This is a genomic window from Paraburkholderia sp. JPY465, assembly GCF_050436725.1.
Taxonomy (GTDB): domain Bacteria; phylum Pseudomonadota; class Gammaproteobacteria; order Burkholderiales; family Burkholderiaceae; genus Paraburkholderia; species Paraburkholderia youngii.
This window is the reverse complement of record NZ_JBNDMT010000007.1, coordinates 144999-170776: the sequence shown is the minus strand read 5'-3', so window position 1 is coordinate 170776 and position 25778 is coordinate 144999. Positions and strand designations below refer to the sequence as shown.

The following is a 25778-nucleotide window of genomic DNA, read 5'->3' as shown; positions in this document are numbered from 1 at the left end:
TAATTTGTTACCCGTCAGAATGCTGGCGGGGACGACTTATGACGAGGCGGCTCAGCATGACAACACGACGGGAATTGACTGATGCGGTTGGCGAGCGGTATCGACGTTCTGACCGGACGGAGAAACGCCAGATCCTGGACGAATTCATTGAACTGACGGGCTATCACCGGAAGCATGCGATCCGGGTGCTGTGCCGGGATCCGCAGCCGCAAAGGACGAAGCCAGGTCCGCAGCGACGTTACGACGACGAAGTGCGTGCGGCGCTGATCACGCTGTGGGAGGCTGCCGACCGGATCTGCGGCAAGCGGCTGAAGGCGCTGATCCCGACGCTGATCCACTCGATGACACGGCATGGTCACCTGTCGCTATCGAAGGACGTGCGCCAACGGCTTGAGCAGATCAGCGCCGCTACCATTGACCGGCTGCTGCGCGACGTGCGCGAGCAGGCCTTCTCCGGCCAGCGCCGGCGCGCCGGAGGAATCGGCAATGCGATTCGCCGTGCGGTGCCGATCCGCACGTTCTCTGACTGGAACGATCCGTTGCCCGGCTATCTCGAGGTCGATTTCGTCGAGCATTGTGGTGGCACCAAGATCGACGGCGACTTCGTGCACAGCTTCGTGATGACAGATATCGCGACCGGCTGGACCGAATGCCTGACCATGCCGTATCGCAGCGGGGCGTTCGTTCTCGAGCACATCGAGCGTGTTAGCCGTGCCTTGCCGTTTCCGCTGCGTGGTCTGGATTGCGATAACGATACTGCCTTCATGAACGCGGCCATGCTTGACTTCTGCAAGGCAACGGGTATCGAACTGACGCGCTCACGTGCCTACAAGAAAAACGATCAGGCGTGGGTCGAGCAAAAGAATGGCGCCATCGTGCGTCGCCTCGTTGGCTATGGCAGGTTACGCGGCCTCGAAGCCACGGCAACCCTTGCTTCCCTCTACGAGGTGTCGCGGCTGTACATCAACTTCTTCCAGCCGTCATTCAAGCTGAAATCGAAGACCCGTCACGGCGCGAAGGTGACAAAGCGCTATGAGGCGCCCTTGACGCCGCTCGAGCGCGTGCTGCGTTCTGCTTCGGTGTCAGAGGCAACCAGACGCAGACTGCGCGCCCAGTTCAGAGCGCTCGACCCACTGGATCTCTTACGTCGAATGCGCGAGGCCCAGCAGCGTGTCGCCGAATGCAGTGCTTCCGGAGCGGCGCCGACAGAGACAAAGCCATCCGGTCAAGTTCCACTCGCGGATTTCCTGGTGAGTCTTGGAACGGCGTGGCAGGCCGGAGAGGTCCGGCCGACGCATCATCGAAAAGCGCGCGTCCCCCATGACTGGCGTACCCGGGAAGATCCGTTCGAGCATACCTGGCCGAAGATACAGCAGTGGCTCGAAGCGGAGCCCGGCATTACCGCGCAAAAGCTCCATGAGCGTCTCACTTCAATGGCTCCCACCATGTATTCCGGCGCGCAGCTGCGCACCTTGCAGCGCCGCGTGAAGGCATGGCGATCGAACCGTGCCAGAGAACTGGTGACGCGGATACTCGGCGATGCCGACGCGATGACGGCTGGCGCCGCTACGCAGCGCCAGCCGTCATCGCAAAACAACCAGAGACTGACAATTACCCGGGAGTAACATCATCCCGTGAGGCAACACGCCGGCCACGCTGCTTGACGCTCTCTAGTGCGCGAACGAACGCTTCGCAAAAACGCGATCTTTCGACTCAAAATCTCCCGAAGTATTGTGTATTTTGGGTCTTTAAGTCGTGCGCGAGCGACAAAGGAGAGTTTTGTACCCTGAACCTTGATGGCTTGACGCTCGGTTCTGCAGGAAGAGCTACTTCTTCGTTTTTTTTCGAGGAGAAAAGAGATGGGAAAAGTGTATTGGGACGAAGCCGAATTCAAAAAAGCGAATGAAAGACTCGATGTATTGGCCTTGGGCGACTCTTGGTTTTGGTACCCCGAGAATAATTTGCTGAACTCAATCAACAGATTTTCAAACGAGCCCAATATCCTATGTTTCGGGGCTAATGGAGCGACGTCAGTTGAATTAGCCAGCGGCTTTTACTATGCGAGCTTCATTTCTGCATTGAAGGGATACACAGCGGTAGCTGCCGTCCTGATCAGCGCTGGAGGTAACGATTTCGCCGGATTCGATGACTTTCAAAAAATATTGAAACCGGATTGTTCTAACGCCAAAAAACCTTCGGACTGCTTCGACAGCGTAGGCTTAACGAATTTGATCAACACTGTTTACCAGTCGTATGAACGGCTTATTCACGCAACGTTAGCGATTCGGCCGAGCGCCAAAATTCATCTCCATAACTATGATTACGCAATCCCGACGGGAAAAGGCTTTTTAGGTCTCGGGCAATGGTTGAAAGCGCCGATGGATGCCCGAAGAGTTCCCGATCCAGACGATCTAGCACCGGGTTCGTTTCGGCGCACTCTAATTAAGATTCTCATTGACGAATTGGGCGTGATGCAAGACTCCTTGGTGCGCGATTTTATTGCCTCAGTAATTCGCGTGAGGACGCCTGGGATCTTGTCGGATAACGAGTGGGCAAATGAGTTGCACGCCACACCAAGTGGGTTTAATAAACTAGGAAAGCAGTGTTTCTCGCCAGTTCTCGGGCCAATAGTTCTTGGACCCGCTCCGCAAAAACATCCCGAGCAGATCAGGTTCTGTTGCAGTAAGGCCCACGTTAAAATTGGGTAGCGAATTTTTGAGCTGTGCGATGAAGAAGACAAAGACACCGCGAACCACACTCGCGCCGGGCCTGGCCAAGGTCCTGAAGCGCCTTCACTACCCGCTTGAAGTGATTTTGCTGTGCGTGCGATGGTACGTGGCCTATTCGCTGAGTTTGCGCAATCTTGCGGAAATGATGGGCGAGCGTGGTATCGCGGTAGATCATTCGACGGTGTACCGCTGGGTCATCAAACTGCTGCCGCTCTTCGAAAGGAGCTTGCGCAAGCACAAGCGTCCGGTTGGGAAAAGCTGGCGAATGGACGAGAGCTATATCAACATCAAAGGCGAGTGGAAATATCTTTACCGGGCAGTGGACAAGGCGGGCGACACGGTCGACTTCCTGCTCAGGGCCAGGCGGGACAAGGTCGCTGCCCGGCGGTTCTTTGAAAAGGCGATCGCCCATAATGGTACGCCAGAGACCGTGACCATCGACAAAAGCGGCTCCAATCTGGCCGCACTGGATGCGGTGAATGCCGATTGCGAGACGAGTTAAAGTCAAATCTGGTGTATGCGGTCTCGGCGTAATCAGGCGGCTAGCGATTGCTGAGCCGGTGTGCTGTCGGTCACCGGTTCTCCATCCTTGAACGTCATCCCGTCAAGCATCGAAGTGAGCTTTTCCGGGGCGCGGATGCGCCGCCACGATTCTTCGGCCGACTCGATCAGCTTGAACGCCAGCCCGAGGAACGTCGCGCGCGATACACAGTTGCGCGTGCGTTTCGTGCGATGGCGCACCGTCGCAAAGGTCGATTCAATCGGGTTCGTGGTGCGCAGATGCTGCCAGTGTTCAGCCGGGAAATCGTAAAACGCGAGCAGCTCGTCACGATCTTCCGTCAGCTTTTCGGCGACCTTCGGGTACTTTGCCGAGTACGCGTCGACGAAGTGATTGAATGCGGCCAGTGCATCAGCGCGCGTGGCCGCCATCCAGATGTCCTGCATCGCCTTCTTGCCTCGAGCCTGCTGCGATTTCGGCAGCGCATTGAGCACGTTACCCATCTTGTGAAACCAGCAGCGCTGATGCTTCGTCTGCGGGAACACTTCCTCCATCGCGGCCCAGAATCCCATCGCGCCATCGCCGCAGGCCAGCAGTGGCCCCGACGGCAGGCCGCGCTTCTTCAGATCGAGCAGCAGTTCGCTCCACGATGCCTTCGATTCCCGGTAGCCGTCACCGATGGCCACACGTTCCTTCGTCCCGTCCGGTTTGACGCCAACGATCACCAGCAGGCACTGGCCGTCGGAATCGTCGCTGCGCACACCGGTGTGAATGCCGTCGGCCCACCAGTAGACCCAGCGCGCCGACGACAGCTCACGCCGATTCCACTGCTCATGCTCATCGGCCCATTGGGCCTTCAGCCGGCTCACGACGTTCGGCGACATGCCGCTGACCTGGCCGCCCAGCATGATGCCCATGGCTTCGCTCATGTCGCCCGTCGAGATGCCTCGCAGGTACAGCCACGGCAGCGCTGCCGACACGCGCGCGGACTTGCGCACGTACGGCGGCACGATCGTCGAATTGAACCGGATGCCCGAGCCCGAACGATCCCGCACCTTCGGCACCTGAACCGTCACCGGACCGATCGCTGTGACGACCTCGCGCTCGGGCAGGTAGCCGTTGCGCACCACGGCACGCCGGCCGTCGATCGACTTCACGTTGCTGTACTGTTCGAGCATGGTCGCCAGTTCCACCTCGACTGCCTGCTGAATGATCTGCCGCGCGCCTTGCTGGATCAGCTCATCTAGCACGCTTTTCGTTTGCGCTTTACTGCTGTTCGCTTCTTGCGTAATCTTCTTCATGGTGGTCGGGTCCGGCCTTCTCGGGTTCGCTGGTTGTGCCTTTGACAAGCAACATTCTCGCTAGACCGCCACCGCCTTCTCAAATTCCCGCCGCTCCCGCTGTACACCAGATTCGACAATAGCTCTTGCGAGACGCCGATCAAGGTCCGTCAGATCAAGTACCTGAACAACATTGTCGAACAGGACCATCGGGCTATCAAACGCCGGACCCGGCCGATGCTGGGATTCAAGAACTTCCACCGTGCGAGGGTCATTCTCGGCGGCATCGAGGTAATGCACATGATCAGGAAAGGACAGATGAAATGTGCGGGCAAAGACCCGTCGTCTGCTTCCCAGCAGTTTTACTCCCTTGTGTCATAAGCAATGCTTATCATATCGACATTTCTCGTCCCGACACCCTTACTGCAACAGAACCCTTCATTTTCAGCACGGCGGATAACTACCAACAAACCGGATCCTACAACGATAGCAAGCAGGATTTCGTGCTGGTCGCCGGAACCACCGTGCTGGGACGAGCATTTACCGACATTAGTGCCCCCGGTGGTCCTCAGCACGAGTTCAGCACGGGATATCACCGTGACACTGAGGGAAACTGGTGGGTCATTTTCGACGGCGTCGCGATCGGGTACTACCCGGCGGCCTTCTACCAGGGCGGGCAGAACAGCCATAACGCGACTGATATCAAGTTCGGCACGGAAACGACCGGCAGTACCTCGTGGCCGGCTGCGGGTAGTGGAAACTGGGGCGACGCGCTGTATGGCCATGCCGAGTATCAGCGCAATCTTTACTATTACAATCTTGCCGATACCGCTACCTGGAGCGACTTTGTCCTTTTCCGAAATTCCAACTGCTATCACGCGGTTGGGCCATTGCGCAACGGGAAGGGCGGCAACGTGCCCACCAACACACCGTATCCTAGCTGGTGGACCCGATTCTTCTTCGTCGGCGGCCCGGGCGGCTCAAGCTGCAGTTGAAGACGCGTTCCCGCTCAGCGCGAGATTCTTTTTTGGGGCTCTTTCTCAATAAGGCTGTGCTCTATCAACTGGTTGCGCGTTTCGAGCAGGCTCGGCGCAGCGCGGTTGGACAAGCCCATGGGATGGGAGGGAATCGCGGCGGCCAGGCGTGCGATGCGACGATGTGTGTCGTTGTGCGAAGGGATCGGCACGGTGCGGGCGAGCGTGACCACGGCGCGATGGCCGGCGATGAAACAAAGGTCTCGAAGCGAGTGATCAGCTTCGGCAGTAGTGCCGAAGCTGATCATCGTGTAGGCGAGTGGTTTTCAAGGTTGTGGTGCAAATAGCGCTCAAGGATCGGTTAGAGTGTCGCCCTGACCGATTTGAGGAGCCGCGATGAACAAGCTGAAGAGTCTGGACGGGCTATTCGCCGGCCGTCATTTTGACCGTGAGGTGATCATTCTTTGTGTACGCTGGTATCTGCGCTACAAACTCAGCCTGCGCGATCTCGTCGAGATGATGGCTGAGCGAGGGTTGTCGCTGGCTCACACGACGATTCTGCGTTGGGTGCGCCGCTATACGCCCGAGTTCGTCAAGCGCTGGGATCATTTTGCCACGTCTGCAGGACGGTCGTGGAGGGTTGACGAGACGTACCTGAAGATCCGGGGCAAATGGGTTTATCTATATCGGGCGGTGGATCGGGACGGCCAGACGGTAGACTTCATGCTCAGGGCAAAGCGCGATGTGGCCGCGGCAAAAGCCCTTTTTCGGCAAGGCGGTCAAACATCAAGGCCAGCCACCGGAGACGGTCACCCTCGATGGGTATGCCGCGTCGCACCGGGCCGTGCGTGAGATGAAAATTGACGGCCTGCTTCCCGAGGACACGAAGGTGCGCTCTTCGAAGTATCTCAATAATCTGATCGAACAGGACCATCGTCACATCAAGTCAAGAACGAACGTGATGCCTGGATTCAAACGGTTCAGAAGTGCCGCGATCACGATTTCAGGCATCGAGTTGATGCATCGCATTCGCAAGGCGCAGTTCGACCTCTGCGCGCTCAGGCTCAGCGATACCACCGCGCCCGCGGTTTGGAACGCCGTCCTGTTCAATCGATAAGGTATCCAAATCTCTAAAGATTATTTCGACCACGCTACCTATTTGCACCGGAGCCTGCCAGCGCAGCTCCATCTGGCTGACGGGTTTGCGGGTCAACCGCTGTCCCGTCTGCTGCAGGGCTGCTTTGGGCATGATGCTGAAGGCTTGGCGGCGCACGGAACCGAATGGCAGGGTGTCGTCGAGGGCGTCATCTACGTAGAGCAGCAGAAGCCTGCCCACCTGCGCGGTTTCTTTCTGCCGCTGGGCCTCGTTGCGCACGAATTCCTGGGCGGCACTGGCCTTGCTGTCATCCTCGAATTTCTTGGTGTGATAGCGCAAGGCCTCGACCAGGTTGTCGTTCAGTTGCCGGTAGCGTTGCCACGCGTAGCACAGCAGGTACAGCCTTGTCTGGCCGGCTGCAGGCGCCGAAGGTCATAGATCGTGTAGTAATGGGCGAGGCTCGCGTATCCGGCAACGTTCTGTGGCGAAATCCCGAGCCGGGGCAGCAGTGTCCGGGCGACGCGATAGATGGGCTCGAGCAGCGCACGCTTCTCGCGTTCCTGTCCCATCATGCGGGCGCCGAAATGCTTCGCGTCCTGGCGGATCGCGGCCAGTTCGGACAGGGACTCGTCGCGCACCAGCAGGCCCTGCAGCGCGGCTTTCGCCTCTTGGTCAGGGCGGCCTCGACCATGTCGCCCAGCCGCTGCCGTTCGGTGCTCAACGCAGTGCTGACGATGGCCTGCAGGACGGTATAGCCGGGACGTACGATGTGCTGCTGGTTCAGCCAGACGATGAATTCGGTCAGCACGAAGACGGGCGTCACATCACGCCGCACGAGCTGTGCGGCCTTGAGGGCCAGCGCGGACCGGTCCTGCTCGCTCCACAGGCGATAGCCGGACAGCGCGAGAATGGCGCGCCGCTGGGCATACTGAACCGCCCCGGGTTTTCCGGAGACTCCACTTCTTGAGAAAATGGAGCTATGGAAAACACGAAGAAGAAATCCCCAAGATACTCGCCGGAAGTGCGTGAGCGGGCTGTGCGAATGGTGCTGGAACATCAAGGCGACCGGGAATCGCAATGGAAAGTGATCGCGTCGATTGCGGCGAAGTTTGGCTGCTCGGGCGAGACGCTGCGTAGCTGGGTGCGCAAGGAGGAGCGGGATCGGGGTTTGCGCCCGGGCACGAGTACGCAGGAGCAGGATCGGCTCAAGGAACTGGAGCGGGAAGTACGTGAGCTTCGGCAGGTCAATGAAATCCTGCGCAAGGCGTCAGCGTATTTCGCACAGGCGGAGCTCGACCGCCGACCGAAGTGATGATCACGTTCATCGATGATCACCGGCACGTCTACGGGGTCGAGCCGATCTGCAGGGTGCTGCCAATCGCACCGTCGACGTACTACACCCATGTGGCTCGCCGCGCCAATCCTGACCTGGTGCCGCCGCGGGCCCAGCGTGACAGGATGCTCAAGGATGAGATCCGGCGCGCGTGGGAAGAAAACTTCCAGGTCTATGGCGCAGACAAGGTCTGGACGCAATTGAAGCGCGAAGGCATTGTCGTGGCGCGCTGCACGGTCGAGCGGCTGATGAAGCAGATGGGCCTGCGCGGCGTGGTGCGGGGCAAGACGGTACGTACGACAGTGAGCGATGGTTCGACGCCGTGCCCGAAGGATCTGGTGAAGCGGCAATTCACGGCCGAACGGCCCAATGCGCTGTGGGTTTCAGATTTTACCTATGTATCGAGCTGGCAGGGCTTCGTCTATGTCGCGTTCATCATCGACGTGTTCGCCCGACGCATTGTCGGCTGGCGCGTGTCGAGCTCGGCGCGCACGGACTTCGTTCTGGACGCACTGGAGCAGGCCTTGTACGAACGACAGCCGGCGCAGCAGGACGGGCTGATCCATCACAGCGACCGCGGCGTGCAATACGTATCGATCCGCTATACGGATCGGCTGGTCGAGGCGGGCATCGAGCCGTCGGTGGGCAGCGTGGGCGACTCCTACGATAACGCACTGGCTGAAACGATCAACGGCTTGTACAAGGCAGAGGTCATCCATCGCCTCGGACCGTGGCGCAATCTGCAGGCCGTTGAAATGGCGACGCTCGAATGGGTGGACTGGTTCAACAATCGTCGGCTCTTCGGCCCCATCGGCAACATTCCACCCGCGCAGGCCGAAGCCGCTTATTATGCAAATCTCGCTGGGTCTGCCGCCGTGGCATGACTCAAGCAAAATAGTCTCCGGGAAACCCGGGGCGGTTCACTCTGGCAACCACGTTGCGCTTGCTGGCAAAGCGCTACCTCGCGCTCGCGGAAGAGCTCAAGACGCTCGACGCGATGCTCGAACGCCTGACCCTCAAGCATGCCAGACGGCTTCGAGAACGATTCGGCGTTGGGCCTCAAACGGCGGCTGTGCTTGTTGCCGTTGCAGGCGACAATCCGGAACGCTTGAAAAGCGATGCTGCACTCGCCGCGCTTTGTGGCACGAGCCCATTGCAAGCATCCTCTGGCAAAACGGTCCGGCATCGCCTGAACCGCGGAGGCGACCGTGCTGCAAACAACGCCCTGTGGACCATCGCCATGGTGCGCATGCGCAGTGATCCGAGAACCCGGGCGTACGTCGAGCGACGAACCAAGGAAGGCATGTCGAACAAGGAAATTCACCGCTGCCTGAAGCGCTATATCGTCAGGGAGTTGTACCCGCTCATTCTGGCCGACTTGGCCGATTCGGCCCGCGCTTCTTGACATAGGAGCGTCAACCCGCCGACGGAGAGCTTCTTCAACAGCCTGAAAAATGAACGGGTTCATGCAGCGCGCTATCGCACGCATCGCGAAGCCGCAGCGGACTTGTTCGAATACATCGAAGTGAGCTTCCCCTGAAATTTCGCCTTCCAGCAGGTCGTGCTTAAACTCGACCCAAAGGAAGGAAAGAAGAGATGTTCAAGGTACAATTGGCGCGTCAATGCCGGCACCGCAGATCGCGCCTCGGCTGCTTCCAATGACGCTGCAACCGAGTTGCCTCCCTGTAACGCAGCGCCTGTCGTGCGCCAGCTCGGTCGGCCACACACCAACCGCGTTAGTGGGAGAAGTATGGTCTGCACGATGGTTGCGGGGGGAGCGGAGTCAACGGGAGCGCTAATGGCATCGCCAGCGGCCGTAGGAACTAATGCGACATCTAGTGCCGCCGGACGGGATCCTGCATCGATTTTCGGCATGGCTACCTATTCCTCACGGAATGTCCTATTCCTGCACGATACAGGGTGCGTGTGACAAGAAGGACGTAATGAAGGTGCTCCTTGCGGCAGATCAAGGGCTGCGGTGTCAATAGCGCGTGTCAAATCGTGTGCGATTAGAATGGTTGGACGTGTAAGGAGCAACTGATGACATTGCTGAAAGACCGTCTAGCGGCGACGGAGCAAAAGCTGAGCGCCCTGAAAGAGGCACGAAAAGCTTCCGACAAGGCGCGCCGCAAGGCATACAAGGAGAGCAAAGCCGACCAGGCACGAAAGCTTGCGCTCGTGGGTGAGGCCGTCTTGCGGCGAGTTGAGCGCGGAGAAATGGACGAAGCCGACTTTCGGCAAATGATGGATGAGGCTCTCACCCGGCCGGCAGACCGGGCATTGTTCGACCTCGACTGAACGCGCCGTCCGATTCGGACGGTGAGCTTTTGCAGGTATCACCGGTGAGTCTTTTCAGGAGCCTGGTCCGATGACCCCCCCCACACACAATGGCGCGCACGGCGCCGTCCATCTGCTGACTGACAGCGACGCGCTGACCGCGAGCGTGAGGCGCACAGTGCGACTCGAAGCTGCGCCCGACGGCAAAAGCCTGGTCCTGATCGACGTCGACCAGCGCAAACCCGGGACTCAGCGCGAGGTGCGCTATGAGATCACGCCGGCCGAGCTGATTGCCGCGATCCGTGCGCACGGTGCCGAGCCGCCCGGCGAGAGTCATGGCGAAACTGGCAAGTGAAAGCGATCAAATGGGCGTTGGTGCATAGATAGGTCGATGAAAGATAGGGGTAATAAGATGACGTTCCCGTTCTCTCTGAATAGACGCATGCCGCATAAGCACAACGCCGCTCGTCGGCACCACATCCCGAAGATGGCGCATCGTGTGACGAACTGGCCGGAGTATGAAGCGGGCCTGAGACCAGCCGATTCCGCAGGATGTGAGCGATTCGATCGCGCTGGTGCTGACGAACGTGGATGGCTTGGCTCCGCAGGAAATCTCGGAAACCGTCCTTTACATCGGAATGCAATCCGATTCTGATGCGCTGCCGGGTCCTTCGACCGGAACAAGCAGCATGGCGGCACATTCGTTCCGCATCTAAACTCTGCCAAAACCGAATACCGGTTTGTCAAAGGTCTAGCGCACAACGCGACGGTGAAGACGTGGACAGAAAAAGGGCATGCTGTCTCGCACCTCCACACCGGCTAGCTTTTTTCGGAGTTAGATATGGCATATGAAAGTTCAACCGCTCCCAAGGAGCGGGTCAATATCGTTTATCGACCGGTCACCGGAGAATCAAGGGAAGAAGTTGAGCTGCCGCTTAAATTGCTTGTGGTGGGCGACTTCACTTTGCGCGACGACGCTACAGCGATTAAAGACATGAAGTCGATCAACGTCGACAAGGACAATTCCTTGAGACGTTGGATCAGATCGTGCCGTGGGCGCAACTGTGCGAGGTTGTCGAGCCGTACTATCCGAAGGGTCAAGGCGGTCGCCCACCGGTGGGTCTGGAGCGCATGCTGCGCATGCACTTTGTGCAGCACTGGTTCGACATGGCCGACGAAGCCTGCGAGGAAGCGCTGCTGGATAGCACCGCATTGCGGCGATTCGTCGGGGTTGACCTGGGACGCGAGCGCGTTCGCGATGGTACGACGCTCTTGAAGTTCCGGCGGCGGCTGGAGCGCAACAAGCTCGGCGAGCAATTGTTCGCGAGGGTCGGCGAGGTGCTGCAAGGGCGCGGACTGAAGGTAGGCACCGGCACGATTGTGGATGCCACCATCATCGGTGCGCCCAGTTCCACAAAGAATGCGGACAAGGCGCGAGACCCCGAAATGCATCAGACGAGGAAGGGCCAGCAGTGGTACTTTGGCATGAAGCTTCACATCGGTGTGGATAGCCAGACGGGTCTGGCACACAGCACGGTAGTGACGGCGGCGAACGTGCATGACAAGCATCCGCTGCCGGCGCCGCTGCACGGCGACGAGCGGCGTGTGTACGGCGACAGCGCCTATGCGAGCCAAAAGAAACTCATCACCAGCAAGGCGAAGAAAGCGAAGGACTTAACCAACCAGCGTGTACGCAATCGCAGTGGTGAAGTCGATGAAGCTAGGCGTTCGAAAAACCGCAACAAGTCGAAGATTCGTGCCCGGGTTGAACACCTCTTTGCGGTGGTCAAGCGGCTGTGGGGTTTTGGCAAGGTGCGCTATCGCGGCCTCGCGAAGAACGCCACGCGCGCCTTCTGTACTCGCGCTTGCCAACATCTACATGAGCCGCACGCGGCTGATGGCACAGGTGCGTCCATGAGCAGCCAAAGTGGGTCGAGAGACCCGCTTGCAAGGCCCTTCATGGCCAGAAAATCGAACCAGTCGCATCGCTCATCTCGCGTTCCGAAATTCAGCATCAAGCTGTTTGCGAAAACGATGGCTTCTTCAGCGAAGCCCTAGAGGCGAATCCGGGTCCGGACGCGCAGCTCACAGTGAATCTGGAATTTGAGTCCATCCACGATTTCTCTCCTGACGCAGTCGTACAGAAAGTACCGGAGTTGTGCCAGATGATCGCGTTGCGCGATGCGCTCAAAGCGCCGAAGGGCCCGCTCGGCAACAACCCTCATTTCCGCAAGCGTGTCCAGGCGTTGATAGTAGACGAGAAAGCGCGCACGCGTCTGATGGGTGAACTCGGCATTGAAAACAAGAGACCTGAATCGAATGGCAAAACCACCGGGGTAACACATGAGTGACATGCTGCGCGCAACGACAATCGTGCCCGTGTGGGACGCAGATCGTTCGCTACTCGACCAGCTGATTGGGGCGGCGCGAATCGAACCGGGCGACGAAGCCTATTCGATGGTGCCCCGCTTGCGCCGCGCCGTCTTTGCACGCTGGGAGGCTGAACCGGAAATACCAGCGAACCGCGCAGCTGATGACGAAGGCAGGGAAGCGGTGACCGTGATAAAGCGGCTTTCTTTTCTTCATCGCTTCATTCTACCCCGCTCCTGCGTCAACCTGACAGAGCCTGCCCCAGCCATACGAGTGTCCAGCTCGTCGATGTGCGATCGCATGCGGGGGGACGTTCTCGCGGAAATCCGTCCGTCCGAACCGGGCCGGCAAGTCCGACGTGATTGCCGGCATCCTCTGCTCGGGGAGCAGTGCATCCAACCACGTAGTAAAGATTGGATCGAAATTCTGGGCTCACGGGAGTCAGTTGTGGCTGAACGTTATCGAGCATATGATGCATCTGCCGGTGACCACCGGCTCCGGAACGTCCCGCTTCCCCGATGGGTGGTTCGGCAAACGCGGCATCTGTCGCAGGTTCAAAAGGCGGGATTGACGCTTTTCACGTCATCGCGTAACCCGAGGGCTTTTGTGACAAACCGTTCGGTAGTGGCAGTGCGGCACACCGCTGCTGCCACCCTGACAACGTATATTGCAGACTCGACGGAGGTCGCACTGTGGCTACACGTGATGGCGGTACGCTGTATGTCATCCAGGCACGTCCCCCGGCAATCATCGCCTTATCCCCGGACGGTTCGCACGAAATCGTTATCGCAGACCTGACGAACACGCCCGACGGCATAAAGGTGGACGCCGAAGACCAGTTGTTATACTGGAGCAACATGGGCAGCGGCATTCATCTAATCAACGGCGATGCGATGCTCTCTGGACTTCCACCGAACGATGGCACGATCGAATGCTCGAAGCTAGACGGTAGTGAGCATCGGGTGCTCGTGCCTTCGGGAAAGGCAGGAACCCCGAAGGAACTGGCGCTGGACAAGGAAGCCGGTCATCTGTACTGGTGCGATCGTGAAGGCATGCGAGTCATGCGTGCGCGGCTGGATGGCAGTCAGGTCACGGAGCTCGTGCGGACTGGGAATTTCCCGGAAGATACGGCTGACGCAACCCGCCACTGTGTAGGCATTGCGCTGGATAAGACAAACGGACACATTTACTGGTCACAGAAGGGTCCTCCGGATGGCGGACAGGGGCGCATCTTTAGGGCAGGCATTGACCTACCGGCAAATGCGGCTCCCGATAGACGCTCAGACGTCGAATGTTTGCTTGACAAATTGCCGGAGCCTATTGATCTCGATATCGACCACCACGACGCGATGCTCTATTGGACAGATCGCGGCGACGATGCGGACGACGGAAATACGCTGAACCGCGCAAGGATCACAACGTTGGGACTGGTTAATCGTGAAGTGGTTGCGCGCGGACTCAAGGAAGGGATTGGCGTGTGCTTGGATTGGCGAGGGCGCCGTGCCTTCGTGACCGATCTGGGCGGCAATGTGCGCGAGCTGGACATGGATACGAACGACGACTCGCATTTCACTACGGTTGCCCATCTGGGCGTGCTCACGGGTATTGATTACGCCGACGACGTCTAAGTTGGACCCCCAGCAACTGGCTCTGGTGCAATTTCAGCGGCGAGCGAAAGAATTGGCGTATCCACCGTCACCTCTTCGAACTGAAAGGACTGCCTTCCAAACAGCGGGCGCAGTGGCATCTTTGAGGCGCAGGTTCGTCAGATCGGACTGACCTTTGCGAATACGACGGGTCAGCTCGAAGCCCGAGATCGCGATTGTCCGCGTACCGGAACTGTTTGAAACCGAGTATCACGTTCAGCTGTGATTTGATGTGACGATGATCCTGCCCGATCACGTCGTTCAAGTACTTTGAGGATCGCAGCGTCGTGTCTTTGGTAAGCGCCCGGCCATCCCGTCTTGAGTAGCGTTGAAGGTTTTGGGAGCATCGTGTGCACTTAAATAGGTGGACACGTGAACACTATCGAAGAAGAGGCACCGGTTGGAAGGCGTCGACGCCGGCGATATAGCGTCGAGTTCAAAGCCCAGGTGGTGGCAGCCTGCCGAAGACCGGGTGTATCGCTTGCGGCCATCGCCCTGGATCACAGGCTGAGCGCAAACCTGCTGCGACGTTGGGTGGAACAAGCCGAAGGGAATGCTCGGGTGCCCGTCGCGAGCAGCGATGTGGCAGTGCCGTCGGCACAGGCACCGGCATTTGTGCCGGTGCCGCTCGACACGATGAACGTTCGTCCGGCCGAGATCCGCGTCGAGGTGCGTCGCGCGAACCAGTCGATAACGATTAGCTCGCCGATATCAGAGGCAGCACAATGCGCCGCCTGGCTGCGTGAGTGGCTCGCATGATCCGCATTGATCAGGTGTGGCTGGCGGTCGAGCCGCTGGACATGCGGGCCGGCTTCGATACGGCACTTGGCCGGGTGATAACCGTATTCGGCGCCGCGCATCCACATCATGCTTATCTGTTTGCCAACCGGCGGGCCAACCGTCTGAAGGTACTGGTTCACGACGGGATTGGAATCTGGCTGGCAGCGCGACGGCTGAACGAGGGACAGTTTGTGTGGCCTCACCCTGGTAGGCGAACCGAAGCATCATGCGCTCACGCAGGAACAGCTCGAAGGTCTGGTGGTGGGTTTGCCGTGGCAGCGCATCGGTCCTAACGGCGTGATTCGCGTCGTATGACGCCCGCAAGGACGTAAACGGTGGCGCTTTCCCGGTCTCCAAAGTTCATGCAGACTCGTCTGCATGAACCTGCCCGCCGATCTTAACGCCCTCAGCCCGGAACAATTACGCGCGCTTGCCGCGCAGCTGATTGCCCAGGTCGAGGACAGGGAGCGGGAGATTCTCGAGAAGACCAGGCAGGTCGACGAGACGCAACGGGAGCTGCAGTACCGACAAACCCGTATCGACCAGCTGACCCAGGAGATCTCGATTCTCAGGCGCCAGCAGTTCGGCCGGCGCAGCGAACAGCTCAGCAGCGATCAGATGAACCTGCTGGATGAGGCGATTGACGCGGATCTCGCCGCTATCGAACTGGAACTCGAGCAGCTTCAGCCGGCAACACCAGTCGACGAGCCACGTCAACAGTCCAAACGCGCATCGCTGCCTGCACAGTTGCCGCGTACAGAAATACATCACGAGCCTGACGGCACCGTATGCCAGTGCGGCTGCGAGCGTGTGCGCATCGGCGAGGACATCAGCGAGAAACTGGATTACACGCCGGGTGTGTTCACGGTAGAGCGGCATATCCGTGGCAAGTGGGTGTGCAGGAACTGCGAAACGCTGATCCAGGCGCCGGTGCCCGCACACGTCATCGACAAGGGCATCCCGACCACGGGACTGTTGGCTTCGGTGCTGGTTGCCAAGTACGCTGACCACCTTCCCCTGTATCGTCAGGAGCAGATCTTTGCGCGAGCGGGCGTCGCGATACCGCGCTCGACATTGGGCGCATGGGTCGGTACGTGCGGCGTGCAACTACAACCGCTGGTCGACGCGCTGCATCAGGAAATCCTGCAGCAGGGTGTGCTGCATGCGGATGAGACGCCGGTACAGATGCTCGGTCCCGGCAAAGGCAAGACACATCGCGCGTATCTGTGGGCGTATACGCCGACGCACTACAGTGAGCTGCGCGCCGTGGTCTACGACTTCGCCGGGAGCCGGGCAGGCGAACATGCCCGCGCGTTCCTCGCTGGCTGGCAGGGCAAGCTGGTGTGCGACGACTACAGTGGGTACAAGGCTGGATTCCAGCAGGGAATCACTGAAATCGGATGTGCGGCGCACGCGAGACGCAGGTTCTTCGATCTGCATGCCAATCACAGCAGCCAGATCGCCGTATTGGCGCTGCCATTCTTCGCTGCGCTTTACGACATCGAGCGCGAGGCGCAGACACTGGAAGCTGAAGAGCGTCGCAGGCTTCGACAGAGCCGGGCCAAACCGGTGTGCGACGCACTTCATGAATGGATGGTGGCGCAGCGCAAGCTGGTTTCGGAAGGTTCAGCGATTGCGAAAGCGCTGGTGTCACTGACCGGCATATTCGAGCCATTCCGGGATCGGCGTAATCGAGCCACCGGATGATCGCCGCAATCGGGCCACTCGATGATCGGCGTATTGGAGCCACCGCAGGATCGGCGTAATCGAGCCACGTAGCAGGCTCAGTGTTCTGTCGGGTGCCAGCCCGAAACGCATTTCGAATTTCCGCAACCCGGTACCTTCAGGCTTTTTGCCCGGAGGGCCGATGAGTCGAAGGAGGTTCGAAGTGTTTGAGTATCGACAGGTACTGGCGCGCATGCGTCAGGGTGATTCCGACCGCGACATTGCCAGCGCGCGCCTGATGGGGCGTGGGAAGCTGAAGACCGTCAGGCAAATCGCGCTCGCTCGGGGCTGGCTCGATCCCGGTCGGCCCTTGCCGGACGACGCCGAACTGGCAGCGATCTTCGGACACAATCCGAAGCTGCCGCGTAGCTGCGTCTCCACGATTGAACCGTTTCGCGATCTGGTCCGCGGCTGGTTTAACGCCGACGTGCAGGGCACGACGATCTTCAACGCGCTTCAGCGCAATCACGGCTATACGGGCAGCTATTCTGCAGTGCGGCGCTTCCTGCTGCACCTGAAGGCCGAGCGCGGCGCGAGAGCAACGACGATCCTGGAGTTCGCTCCGGCGGACGCAGCGCAGCTACCGTCAATTGCGCGACTGGGTGATGCAGCAGGCCGGCACGCGCGAGCACGGCACGACGCGCGAGCAGCCGCTTGCACGTTTCGCCATCGAGAAGCCGCTGCTCGCCGGACTGCCCGATGTGCCGCCAGTGCTGGCCGTATGGTGCGAGGTCAAGGTGCATACCGACGGGCACGTCGTCTACAGGAAGGCACTGTACTCGGTGCCGTTCACTCTCGTCGGCAAGCAGTTGTGGCTGAAGGCGACCGACACGGTCGTACAGGTGTTCCACCGCCATGAACTCGTCGCGACCCATCCGCGGCTGCGCACGCCCGGCGATCGCCACACGGTGCGTGACCACCAGCCGCCTGAAGCGCAAGCGTGGCTCGAGCACGATCCACAGTGGTGCCTGGCGCGGGCAAAGGATATCGGGCCAGCCTGCCACGCGCTCGTTCTCGCGATGTTCAACGACAAGGTGCTCGTCAACCTGCGCGGCGCGCAGGGCGTCGTGAGGCTTCGCGAGAAGGTCGGCGATCAACGGCTGGAGGCTGCGTGCGAGCGTGCGCTCGTGTTTGCCAGCCCCAGGTACCGCACCGTCAAGACGATCCTCGACAAGGGTCTGGACAGCCAGCCCACTGCAGCACCAGCGCCGACGTCTGCCGATACCTACCTGAACGGCGGCCGCTTCGGCCGTGACCTCCATTCCCTTCTGATCCATTGAACGTCCATGAATCCATGTCCAGAACTGAACACGATCCTCAAGCAGTTGCGCCTCTCGGGCATCCTCGACTCGCTCGAGCAACGCAACCGTCAGGCCATCGACGGGCAACTTGCCTACACGGATTTCCTCTCCATGCTGTTGCACGACGAGGTCGCACGGCGAGAGCAGAAGAAGCTCGGCGTGCGGCTCGCCCGCGCTGGCTTCTCCCTGGGCAAGACCCTCGAGAACTTCGACTTCGACCGCGTGCCCAAACTCAACCGCGCTCACATCCATGATCTCGCCACCGGCCGCTACATCGACGAGAAGGTCTGCGTGCTGATGGTCGGCCAAACCGGCGTCGGCAAGTCGCATCTCGCGCAGGCCTTGGGCCACTGCGCCGCACGCCAGGGCCGCGACGTTCTGTTCATCACGCAAACCGAACTGCTCAAGAAGCTGCATGCAGCACGGGCGACTAAGCTCTATGAACGCAAGCTCCAGCAGTTCGTGCGCGTTCCGGTGCTGATCGTCGATGACTTCGCGCTGAAACCCCTGCGTGCACCCCACGACGAAGACTTCCACGATCTGATTGCCGCCAGGTATGAGCGCGCGGCGACGATCCTGACGTCGAATCTTGACTTCAGCGAATGGGGCGACGCGTTCCCCGACAACCGCATCCTCGGTGCTGCCACGCTCGATCGGATACGGCATGGCGCCTACCGTGTCGTCATAGAAGGTGAAAGCTTCCGCAAGCCGAAACCGATGCCCGAAAACAGCGAAAACGCGGTTGCAAAATCAGGCAAAAAAACGCATTCTTGAGTCCCTTCGAAATCGCGTTTCGGGGCCATTCCAGGTGGCCTCATTACGCCGATCATCCCCGGCTCGATTACGCCGATCCGTGACAGCTGGATTACAGCCTTAAACGCTGGGAAGCGCTGACGCGCTATCTCGACGACGGACATGTGCCCATAGACAACAACTGGGTCGAAAACCAAATACGTCCGTGGGCTATCGGGAGGGCTTATGCGCACTTCGGGATTATGCCAGGTAAGTGTGGCGAGCCGGACAGCAGGCGGAGCTCGCCACGTAGGATTCCACATAATCAAAGGGCCTCCAGAAACTTTAGAAGCGTGTCTGGCGGCCGGTAGCGGGATCGATGCGTCTTCAGTGGGGCAATCGCTGCCAGGGCACGCTCCTTCATGGCGAGATCTGCTTCAACGTAACCGTGCGTTGTCGAAGGACTCTCATGTCCGAGCCAGAGTGCAATGACCGTGATATCGACGCCGGACTGCAACAGGTGCATTGCGGTCGTATGTCGAAGCGTATGCGGCGAGATCGATCGCCCGATCAACGACGGACAGCGTGTCGCGGCTGCGTTTGCCGCGACGGCAATCCGCTCCGCAGCGTTCGAGCGCGTCATCGATCTTCCCCAGCGGTTAGGTAGCAAAGGTTGTTCGGCGCGCAGGCCTGCATATTCGATCCAGCGCCGAAGTTCGACAGCCGTATCCTTCCATATCGGTACTGTCCGTTGCTTGCGCCCTTTCCCGTGTAAGCGCAGAGTTAAAGTCAAATCTGGTGTATGCGGTCTCGGCGTAATCAGGCGGCTAGCGATTGCTGAGCCGGTGTGCTGTCGGTCACCGGTTCTCCATCCTTGAACGTCATCCCGTCAAGCATCGAAGTGAGCTTTTCCGGGGCGCGGATGCGCCGCCACGATTCTTCGGCCGACTCGATCAGCTTGAACGCCAGCCCGAGGAACGTCGCGCGCGATACACAGTTGCGCGTGCGTTTCGTGCGATGGCGCACCGTCGCAAAGGTCGATTCAATCGGGTTCGTGGTGCGCAGATGCTGCCAGTGTTCAGCCGGGAAATCGTAAAACGCGAGCAGCTCGTCACGATCTTCCGTCAGCTTTTCGGCGACCTTCGGGTACTTTGCCGAGTACGCGTCGACGAAGTGATTGAATGCGGCCAGTGCATCAGCGCGCGTGGCCGCCATCCAGATGTCCTGCATCGCCTTCTTGCCTCGAGCCTGCTGCGATTTCGGCAGCGCATTGAGCACGTTACCCATCTTGTGAAACCAGCAGCGCTGATGCTTCGTCTGCGGGAACACTTCCTCCATCGCGGCCCAGAATCCCATCGCGCCATCGCCGCAGGCCAGCAGTGGCCCCGACGGCAGGCCGCGCTTCTTCAGATCGAGCAGCAGTTCGCTCCACGATGCCTTCGATTCCCGGTAGCCGTCACCGATGGCCACACGTTCCTTCGTCCCGTCCGGTTTGACGCCAACGATCACCAGCAGGCACTGGCCGTCGGAATCGTCGCTGCGCACACCGGTGTGAATGCCGTCGGCCCACCAGTAGACCCAGCGCGCCGACGACAGCTCACGCCGATTCCACTGCTCATGCTCATCGGCCCATTGGGCCTTCAGCCGGCTCACGACGTTCGGCGACATGCCGCTGACCTGGCCGCCCAGCATGATGCCCATGGCTTCGCTCATGTCGCCCGTCGAGATGCCTCGCAGGTACAGCCACGGCAGCGCTGCCGACACGCGCGCGGACTTGCGCACGTACGGCGGCACGATCGTCGAATTGAACCGGATGCCCGAGCCCGAACGATCCCGCACCTTCGGCACCTGAACCGTCACCGGACCGATCGCTGTGACGACCTCGCGCTCGGGCAGGTAGCCGTTGCGCACCACGGCACGCCGGCCGTCGATCGACTTCACGTTGCTGTACTGTTCGAGCATGGTCGCCAGTTCCACCTCGACTGCCTGCTGAATGATCTGCCGCGCGCCTTGCTGGATCAGCTCATCTAGCACGCTTTTCGTTTGCGCTTTACTGCTGTTCGCTTCTTGCGTAATCTTCTTCATGGTGGTCGGGTCCGGCCTTCTCGGGTTCGCTGGTTGTGCCTTTGACAAGCAACATTCTCGCTAGACCGCCACCGCCTTCTCAAATTCCCGCCGCTCCCGCTGTACACCAGATTCGACAATAGCTCGTAAGCGCACGCTCGGAGTGACATCGAACTCAAGATCGCTGACATGGATGCCAGTCAGTTCTGAGACCCGAGCACCGGTGTTGTAGAGCACTTTGAGGAGTGCCCTGTCACGCCTGCCATACCAGGTGTCTCTATCAGGGGCATCCAGGAGCGCCTTTGCCTCGTCACGGGTGAGGAATCCCAGCATTGGCTTGTCGGAGCGCTTCATCGGGATGGCCAGAATACGCTGTGCGATAAAGAGAGCCTGCGGGCACTGGGACGCCATATACTGCGCAAACCCGCGTATTGCGGCGAGCCTCGCGTTACGACTTCGTACTGAGTTGTGGCGCTCCACTTCGAGGTAGGCGAGGAATCCAACTACGAGGTCTGCGTCGATGTCGAGCAACGTAAGTTGTGCAGCTGATTTGCGGCATTGTTCTTCGGCGTAGCCGAGCAGAAGACGGAATGCATCGCGATATGCCGCGACGGTTCCCGGGCTCGCAGCCTGTTGTTGCATCAGACGCTCGGTAAAGAAGCGCTGGACCAAAGCGGCGAATTCGGCAGGTCGAGCCAACAGGGTATTGTTCATGCTGGAACCCCTTCGGCGTAGCGTTGGAAGCGTTCGCCCGCGATGTTCATCAGTTCAGGGATGCCAGTAAAGTACCAATAGGTATCGACTACCTTGGCGTGTCCTACATAGATCGACAATGCTGACAGACATCTCCCTATGTCCTCCTCTTCTCGGTAGAAGCGCAACGCGCTGCGCACGATGAAGGTATGTCGTAGATCATGCAGACGATGACGACGGTAGTCTCCGCGAGGTTTCCAGCCGAGCTGCCTCTCACATATTGCGTGCAACGTGTACAACATCTGGCGTTGGGTTACCGGCTGACCGCCTTCTCTCCGAAGAAGCGATCCGAACATCGATCAGGGACAAATCGGTCCCGGAAGTTGGCATACTCCCGCAACTGCCTGGTGACTGTATCGTGCATGGCGACATAGCGATGCTGATGACATTTGGAGTTGCGGACGTTAAGAACACCAGCATCGAGATCGACGTCCGCAACAGTCAGGTGAATCGCTTCGGAGATCCGCAATCCTGTCGTCAACAGCAAGCCGAACAACGCGCAACACGTTGCCGGGCGCAAACCTCCAGGTGGCCCAAGCAGGCTGGCTTCGGCCAGCAACGTTCGAATCTCCTGCTCAGTAAAGATATGTGGCACCAGCCGACGGTGTCCGCGACCTAGCAAATTCCTCGGTGGGATGACCGTTGTGGGATCTGAACGCATCTGGAACTTGGCGAAGCCGCGCAGTGTTTCGATACGGCGAGCCCAGCCAATCAAGGAGGCACGCTTCGAATCGCGAGCCCAGTCCGCCGCGAGATCCAGAGTCAGATGCTCTGCGCGACGCCGATCGGCGAAGCGGGCGAAGGATTCGAGCTGCCTGCCATCAATTGCTAGTTCGAAGCCGAAGCTGCGTCGATACGCAAGATATGCCGCCACACGGGCGGCCCAACCGCCGGTGATGTTCATGCCGTGCTCCCCGGCCATGACAGGGCAACCTCGCGCAGGCGTTCAAGATCCACACGAGCGTAGACGCGGGCCGTGTCCAAGCTCCGGTGCCGTAGCAGATCAGCGATCTCCTTGATCGAGACGTTCGCCCTCTGCAGACGAGTGGCGGTTGACCTCCGCAGCACATGCGTATTGCAGAACTGATCGTCCAGGTTGCAGCGTGCGAACGCCCGATTCATAGCGCTGCGAATCGCCGCGACGCTTAACGGAACGCCGAACGGCGCCCGGTGGCGTACAAATATAAATCGACTGTCGGTTGGCGGCCGCCCCCCTCGCAGGTATCGAGCTAAAGCAGCACCCGCTTGTTCAGGCAACGGCATACGTTGCGCACGGTGGCTCTTGGTGTGCTGTAAGGTCACGATGCCACGTCGCCAGTCTATTGCGTCAAGTGTCAGGCGGGTGGCCTCGTCTCCGCGCAGGCCAAGATCAAGAATGCAGCGAGCAATGGCATAGTCGCGCATGCCGGACGGGATGTTGAGATCAAAGGCCTGCAGGAAATGCTCGAGCTGGATATCCGAGAGTACCTTCGGCGGTTTCCGGTTTGGCCAGTTGGCGATCACCGGCAAAGTCAAAACAGCAAGGCGAGTATCGTCACCTTGCAACGCACGGAATCTCAGATAGCTTCGCAGACTAGTACAGACGAGTCCGAGTGAGCTGGGTTTCCAGTGTTGTCCGGCAAGGCTGGTCAGAAACGAGTCGACGGCCGGCGTAGTCAGATTGATGGACGCAGCGAACCCATCTGGCGTGCGGCTAGCGAAAAATGCTTCGAGGTGCCGAGCACGATAGACGCACGTCGAAGGAGCAAGGCCGCACGTGTCGCGCAAATACTCATGGAAGTTGTGCAACTCGTCTGCCAGCAGCCCTGGCGCGATCGCGGGCACGACATCCGCGTAAAGTGGCAATGCCAAAAGATGATGCAGCGCTGCGCGTGTCTCCGACACAACGGATCGGCGGGGTTCAGGGCAACGACAAACTCGAAGGTGATGCCGGACAAAGTGTTCGACAAGCGCCCCATCAACGTCGGAAGCAGATAGCCGCTGGCTCCTCATCCAATAACTGAAATGAGCCAGACATCGGAGATATGCTCCGATAGTACCTTGAGCATAACGTAGCCGTTCCAGCTCACCAATGTACGAATCGATGAACTGGCTCAGCGGCCCGTATATCAACCAGTCTCGGCGAGCGAGACGTTTCAGGCATGCATCGGTGGACATGATGGTCTCCGCAGGCGGGTTCGCGGAACTTCATCAGACCACAGATTGAACCGCCCCGGGTTTTCCGGAGACTCCACTTCTTGAGAAAATGGAGCTATGGAAAACACGAAGAAGAAATCCCCAAGATACTCGCCGGAAGTGCGTGAGCGGGCTGTGCGAATGGTGCTGGAACATCAAGGCGACCGGGAATCGCAATGGAAAGTGATCGCGTCGATTGCGGCGAAGTTTGGCTGCTCGGGCGAGACGCTGCGTAGCTGGGTGCGCAAGGAGGAGCGGGATCGGGGTTTGCGCCCGGGCACGAGTACGCAGGAGCAGGATCGGCTCAAGGAACTGGAGCGGGAAGTACGTGAGCTTCGGCAGGTCAATGAAATCCTGCGCAAGGCGTCAGCGTATTTCGCACAGGCGGAGCTCGACCGCCGACCGAAGTGATGATCACGTTCATCGATGATCACCGGCACGTCTACGGGGTCGAGCCGATCTGCAGGGTGCTGCCAATCGCACCGTCGACGTACTACACCCATGTGGCTCGCCGCGCCAATCCTGACCTGGTGCCGCCGCGGGCCCAGCGTGACAGGATGCTCAAGGATGAGATCCGGCGCGCGTGGGAAGAAAACTTCCAGGTCTATGGCGCAGACAAGGTCTGGACGCAATTGAAGCGCGAAGGCATTGTCGTGGCGCGCTGCACGGTCGAGCGGCTGATGAAGCAGATGGGCCTGCGCGGCGTGGTGCGGGGCAAGACGGTACGTACGACAGTGAGCGATGGTTCGACGCCGTGCCCGAAGGATCTGGTGAAGCGGCAATTCACGGCCGAACGGCCCAATGCGCTGTGGGTTTCAGATTTTACCTATGTATCGAGCTGGCAGGGCTTCGTCTATGTCGCGTTCATCATCGACGTGTTCGCCCGACGCATTGTCGGCTGGCGCGTGTCGAGCTCGGCGCGCACGGACTTCGTTCTGGACGCACTGGAGCAGGCCTTGTACGAACGACAGCCGGCGCAGCAGGACGGGCTGATCCATCACAGCGACCGCGGCGTGCAATACGTATCGATCCGCTATACGGATCGGCTGGTCGAGGCGGGCATCGAGCCGTCGGTGGGCAGCGTGGGCGACTCCTACGATAACGCACTGGCTGAAACGATCAACGGCTTGTACAAGGCAGAGGTCATCCATCGCCTCGGACCGTGGCGCAATCTGCAGGCCGTTGAAATGGCGACGCTCGAATGGGTGGACTGGTTCAACAATCGTCGGCTCTTCGGCCCCATCGGCAACATTCCACCCGCGCAGGCCGAAGCCGCTTATTATGCAAATCTCGCTGGGTCTGCCGCCGTGGCATGACTCAAGCAAAATAGTCTCCGGGAAACCCGGGGCGGTTCAGTTAGAACCCCTCGGCGCTGCTCTCTAGACGCCTTGGAGCTCGGCGGAGACTCGCGGGACGGATTGTTCTCCCCATAATCCTGAAGTGCGCATAACGTCGATTATGCTGATCTCAGCATAATCGACGCAACTGGCTGTTCGCCGGCTCACTCCGAGCGGGCCGACGCGCTGCCGCCATCATGAGCCTGTTGCGCTCAGCACAACTCAATGGGCACGAACCGCACGCCTATCTGAAGGACGTCCTCACGCGATTGCCGACCCACAGGGCCAGCGACGTCGCAACATTGCTGCCTCATCGCTGGCAGCCGACAGTTGCGGTCGCTTAGCTCAATTCGTCAAGACGGGTTTGCTGGCCGCTTACTGTCTTTGAGCAGTAGCTCATCGGCCTTCATTTCGGGCACCGCGCGATGAGACACGGCGTAACCGTCCAGCGTGATCGTTGCCGCTCCTGATTGCCTTCCCGAAGAAGGCCGTGGCTGCAGGCACATCGCGCTTGGCGCTGAGTCGGAAATCGACCGTCTTTCACGCCCGGTCAACGGCGCGGCGTTGTCACGGTAAGGCTGCGCTGATCAAGCCGCGGAATTCGAGTTTGGCCGATACTTCAATGGTCATTTCGCCGTGAAAGCAAATCTCATTCGCTCCGGTGAGCCCCTGCAGGCTCGAAAAGCGGGCGATTTCCCCGCTTTTCG

General features: G+C 59.6%; 24 protein-coding genes, 15 pseudogenes and 2 other annotated features. Of the genes and pseudogenes, 25 read left to right on the top strand and 14 right to left on the bottom strand.

Annotation, left to right across the window (positions count from 1 at the left end):
• Positions 1–38 precede the first annotated feature (38 nt).
• The 3 genes and pseudogenes from QFZ94_RS41325 to QFZ94_RS41315 form a co-directional block, all read left to right on the top strand.
• Positions 39–1625, top strand: a complete 1587-nt coding sequence (locus QFZ94_RS41325) for an integrase catalytic domain-containing protein (protein ID WP_429463809.1) — start codon at positions 39–41, stop codon at positions 1623–1625.
• A 234-nt stretch (positions 1626–1859) separates the two neighbouring features.
• On the top strand, positions 1860–2708 hold the full coding sequence (locus tag QFZ94_RS41320; RefSeq protein WP_429463807.1) for a hypothetical protein: 849 nt from the start codon (positions 1860–1862) through the stop codon (positions 2706–2708).
• 19 nt (positions 2709–2727) lie between these two features.
• Positions 2728–3216, top strand: a pseudogene (locus tag QFZ94_RS41315) (IS6 family transposase); the annotation flags it as partial.
• 47 nt (positions 3217–3263) lie between these two features.
• Here the strand turns inward: QFZ94_RS41315 and QFZ94_RS41310 are convergent.
• The gene (locus tag QFZ94_RS41310; protein WP_429455097.1) at positions 3264–4529 is read right to left on the bottom strand and encodes an IS256 family transposase; all 1266 of its coding nucleotides are present in this window, start codon (positions 4527–4529) and stop codon (positions 3264–3266) included.
• Positions 4530–4667: 138 nt separating this feature from the next.
• Between QFZ94_RS41310 and QFZ94_RS41305 the strand changes: the two are divergent.
• Together QFZ94_RS41305 and QFZ94_RS41300 are read left to right on the top strand one after the other, a co-directional pair.
• A pseudogene (locus tag QFZ94_RS41305) lies at positions 4668–4889 on the top strand (DDE-type integrase/transposase/recombinase); the annotation flags it as partial.
• Positions 4832–5503: a neprosin family prolyl endopeptidase gene (locus tag QFZ94_RS41300; RefSeq protein ID WP_429463805.1), complete on the top strand. Its 672-nt coding sequence runs from the start codon at positions 4832–4834 to the stop codon at positions 5501–5503. The pseudogene QFZ94_RS41305 and the gene QFZ94_RS41300, both read left to right, overlap by 58 nt.
• 14 nt (positions 5504–5517) lie before the next feature.
• Here the strand turns inward: QFZ94_RS41300 and QFZ94_RS41295 are convergent, their stop codons facing one another.
• Positions 5518–5790 carry a hypothetical protein gene (locus QFZ94_RS41295; protein ID WP_429463803.1) on the bottom strand — a complete coding sequence of 91 codons (273 nt, stop codon included), beginning with the start codon at positions 5788–5790 and terminating at the stop codon, positions 5518–5520.
• 88 nt (positions 5791–5878) lie between these two features.
• On the opposite strand from QFZ94_RS41295, the gene QFZ94_RS41290 reads away from it, so the two are divergent.
• Positions 5879–6599, top strand: a protein-coding gene (locus QFZ94_RS41290; protein ID WP_429463801.1) for an IS6 family transposase whose coding sequence is annotated in 2 segments (ribosomal slippage) — positions 5879–6244 and positions 6246–6599 — 720 coding nt in all. Because the reading frame shifts where the segments join, the coding sequence is not laid out codon by codon here.
• Between the two features lie 51 nt (positions 6600–6650).
• Here QFZ94_RS41290 and QFZ94_RS41285 read toward each other — a convergent pair.
• From QFZ94_RS41285 to QFZ94_RS41275, 3 genes and pseudogenes are all read right to left on the bottom strand, one after another.
• A pseudogene (locus QFZ94_RS41285) lies at positions 6651–6833 on the bottom strand (hypothetical protein); the annotation flags it as partial.
• A 104-nt stretch (positions 6834–6937) separates the two neighbouring features.
• On the bottom strand, positions 6938–7216 hold the full coding sequence (locus QFZ94_RS41280; RefSeq protein ID WP_429464349.1) for a hypothetical protein: 279 nt from the start codon (positions 7214–7216) through the stop codon (positions 6938–6940).
• Positions 7147–7635, bottom strand: a complete 489-nt coding sequence (locus QFZ94_RS41275; RefSeq protein ID WP_429463799.1) for a DUF4158 domain-containing protein — start codon at positions 7633–7635, stop codon at positions 7147–7149. The genes QFZ94_RS41280 and QFZ94_RS41275 overlap by 70 nt, the downstream gene beginning before the upstream one ends.
• On the opposite strand from QFZ94_RS41275, the gene QFZ94_RS41270 reads away from it, so the two are divergent.
• The 9 genes and pseudogenes from QFZ94_RS41270 to QFZ94_RS41230 all read left to right on the top strand — a co-directional run bounded on the left by QFZ94_RS41270 (position 7558) and on the right by QFZ94_RS41230 (position 12539).
• A protein-coding gene (locus tag QFZ94_RS41270; protein ID WP_429458928.1) for an IS3 family transposase occupies positions 7558–8795 on the top strand; the annotation gives its coding sequence in 2 pieces (ribosomal slippage) (positions 7558–7861 and positions 7861–8795; 1239 coding nt in all). The genes QFZ94_RS41275 and QFZ94_RS41270 overlap by 78 nt on opposite strands.
• Positions 7848–7964, top strand: a sequence feature (AL1L pseudoknot). It overlaps the preceding gene by 117 nt.
• A gap of 38 nt (positions 8796–8833) precedes the next feature.
• Positions 8834–9316 (top strand): annotated as a pseudogene (locus tag QFZ94_RS41265) (transposase); the annotation flags it as partial.
• Positions 9317–9328: 12 nt separating this feature from the next.
• A pseudogene (locus QFZ94_RS41260) lies at positions 9329–9445 on the top strand (IS3 family transposase); the annotation flags it as partial.
• A 506-nt stretch (positions 9446–9951) separates the two neighbouring features.
• Complete coding sequence (locus QFZ94_RS41255; RefSeq protein ID WP_152855046.1) at positions 9952–10209, top strand: hypothetical protein; 258 nt, start codon at positions 9952–9954, stop codon at positions 10207–10209.
• A 70-nt stretch (positions 10210–10279) separates the two neighbouring features.
• Positions 10280–10543, top strand: coding sequence for a hypothetical protein (locus tag QFZ94_RS41250; RefSeq protein WP_429463796.1), 264 nt, complete (start codon positions 10280–10282; stop codon positions 10541–10543).
• A gap of 199 nt (positions 10544–10742) precedes the next feature.
• Positions 10743–10904 (top strand): hypothetical protein, encoded by a 162-nt coding sequence (locus QFZ94_RS41245; RefSeq protein ID WP_410853016.1) that lies wholly within the window; start codon positions 10743–10745, stop codon positions 10902–10904.
• 125 nt (positions 10905–11029) lie between these two features.
• Positions 11030–11152: pseudogene (locus tag QFZ94_RS41240) on the top strand (type VI secretion system contractile sheath small subunit); the annotation flags it as partial.
• A 47-nt stretch (positions 11153–11199) separates the two neighbouring features.
• A pseudogene (locus tag QFZ94_RS41235) lies at positions 11200–12106 on the top strand (IS5 family transposase); the annotation flags it as partial.
• A 52-nt stretch (positions 12107–12158) separates the two neighbouring features.
• Positions 12159–12539, top strand: a complete 381-nt coding sequence (locus QFZ94_RS41230; RefSeq protein ID WP_429464307.1) for a type VI secretion system contractile sheath small subunit — start codon at positions 12159–12161, stop codon at positions 12537–12539.
• A 145-nt stretch (positions 12540–12684) separates the two neighbouring features.
• Here QFZ94_RS41230 and QFZ94_RS41225 read toward each other — a convergent pair.
• Positions 12685–12774, bottom strand: a pseudogene (locus QFZ94_RS41225) (IS6 family transposase); the annotation flags it as partial.
• A 476-nt stretch (positions 12775–13250) separates the two neighbouring features.
• On the opposite strand from QFZ94_RS41225, the gene QFZ94_RS41220 reads away from it, so the two are divergent.
• Complete coding sequence (locus tag QFZ94_RS41220; RefSeq protein ID WP_410853297.1) at positions 13251–14186, top strand: hypothetical protein; 936 nt, start codon at positions 13251–13253, stop codon at positions 14184–14186.
• Between the two features lie 33 nt (positions 14187–14219).
• Here the strand turns inward: QFZ94_RS41220 and QFZ94_RS41215 are convergent.
• Positions 14220–14505 (bottom strand): annotated as a pseudogene (locus QFZ94_RS41215) (DDE-type integrase/transposase/recombinase); the annotation flags it as partial.
• Between the two features lie 71 nt (positions 14506–14576).
• Here QFZ94_RS41215 and tnpA point away from each other — a divergent pair.
• The 7 genes and pseudogenes from tnpA to QFZ94_RS41180 all read left to right on the top strand — a co-directional run.
• Positions 14577–14963, top strand: coding sequence for an IS66-like element accessory protein TnpA (gene tnpA, locus QFZ94_RS41210; protein WP_429463767.1), 387 nt, complete (start codon positions 14577–14579; stop codon positions 14961–14963).
• Positions 14960–15136, top strand: a pseudogene (gene tnpB / locus QFZ94_RS41205) (IS66 family insertion sequence element accessory protein TnpB); the annotation flags it as partial. The gene tnpA and the pseudogene tnpB, both read left to right, overlap by 4 nt.
• Before the next feature lie 37 nt (positions 15137–15173).
• Positions 15174–15299, top strand: a complete 126-nt coding sequence (locus QFZ94_RS41200) for a hypothetical protein (protein WP_410853385.1) — start codon at positions 15174–15176, stop codon at positions 15297–15299.
• 63 nt (positions 15300–15362) lie between these two features.
• A pseudogene (gene tnpC / locus QFZ94_RS41195) lies at positions 15363–16631 on the top strand (IS66 family transposase); the annotation flags it as partial.
• A 241-nt stretch (positions 16632–16872) separates the two neighbouring features.
• Positions 16873–17989 (top strand): annotated as a pseudogene (locus tag QFZ94_RS41190) (Mu transposase domain-containing protein).
• 6 nt (positions 17990–17995) lie between these two features.
• Positions 17996–18784 carry an IS21-like element helper ATPase IstB gene (gene istB, locus QFZ94_RS41185; RefSeq protein ID WP_429463794.1) on the top strand — a complete coding sequence of 263 codons (789 nt, stop codon included), beginning with the start codon at positions 17996–17998 and terminating at the stop codon, positions 18782–18784.
• Between the two features lie 86 nt (positions 18785–18870).
• Positions 18871–18987 (top strand): annotated as a pseudogene (locus QFZ94_RS41180) (IS66 family transposase); the annotation flags it as partial.
• 80 nt (positions 18988–19067) lie between these two features.
• On the opposite strand, the gene QFZ94_RS41175 reads toward QFZ94_RS41180, so the two are convergent.
• The 6 genes from QFZ94_RS41175 to QFZ94_RS41150 all read right to left on the bottom strand — a co-directional run bounded on the left by QFZ94_RS41175 (position 19068) and on the right by QFZ94_RS41150 (position 23716).
• Positions 19068–19535, bottom strand: coding sequence for a tyrosine-type recombinase/integrase (locus QFZ94_RS41175; RefSeq protein ID WP_429463793.1), 468 nt, complete (start codon positions 19533–19535; stop codon positions 19068–19070).
• 26 nt (positions 19536–19561) lie between these two features.
• The gene (locus tag QFZ94_RS41170) at positions 19562–20827 is read right to left on the bottom strand and encodes an IS256 family transposase (RefSeq protein ID WP_429455097.1); all 1266 of its coding nucleotides are present in this window, start codon (positions 20825–20827) and stop codon (positions 19562–19564) included.
• Between the two features lie 60 nt (positions 20828–20887).
• Positions 20888–21520 carry a tyrosine-type recombinase/integrase gene (locus QFZ94_RS41165; RefSeq protein WP_429463791.1) on the bottom strand — a complete coding sequence of 211 codons (633 nt, stop codon included), beginning with the start codon at positions 21518–21520 and terminating at the stop codon, positions 20888–20890.
• Positions 21517–21699, bottom strand: coding sequence for a hypothetical protein (locus QFZ94_RS41160; protein ID WP_429457818.1), 183 nt, complete (start codon positions 21697–21699; stop codon positions 21517–21519). The genes QFZ94_RS41165 and QFZ94_RS41160 overlap by 4 nt, the downstream gene beginning before the upstream one ends.
• Before the next feature lie 113 nt (positions 21700–21812).
• Positions 21813–22463 carry a tyrosine-type recombinase/integrase gene (locus tag QFZ94_RS41155; RefSeq protein WP_429457816.1) on the bottom strand — a complete coding sequence of 217 codons (651 nt, stop codon included), beginning with the start codon at positions 22461–22463 and terminating at the stop codon, positions 21813–21815.
• Positions 22460–23716, bottom strand: a complete 1257-nt coding sequence (locus QFZ94_RS41150) for a site-specific integrase (RefSeq protein ID WP_429457814.1) — start codon at positions 23714–23716, stop codon at positions 22460–22462. The genes QFZ94_RS41155 and QFZ94_RS41150 overlap by 4 nt, the downstream gene beginning before the upstream one ends.
• A gap of 96 nt (positions 23717–23812) precedes the next feature.
• Between QFZ94_RS41150 and QFZ94_RS41145 the strand changes: the two genes are divergently transcribed.
• Positions 23813–25050 (top strand): IS3 family transposase gene (locus tag QFZ94_RS41145; protein WP_429458928.1). Its coding sequence is split into 2 segments (ribosomal slippage): positions 23813–24116 and positions 24116–25050, totalling 1239 coding nucleotides; the frame shifts between segments, so codons are not numbered across the junction.
• Positions 24103–24219, top strand: a sequence feature (AL1L pseudoknot). It overlaps the preceding gene by 117 nt.
• A gap of 161 nt (positions 25051–25211) precedes the next feature.
• Positions 25212–25415 (top strand): annotated as a pseudogene (locus QFZ94_RS41140) (transposase domain-containing protein); the annotation flags it as partial.
• Between the two features lie 33 nt (positions 25416–25448).
• On the opposite strand, the pseudogene QFZ94_RS41135 reads toward QFZ94_RS41140, so the two are convergent.
• Positions 25449–25632: pseudogene (locus QFZ94_RS41135) on the bottom strand (DDE-type integrase/transposase/recombinase); the annotation flags it as partial.
• Positions 25633–25778 lie beyond the last annotated feature (146 nt).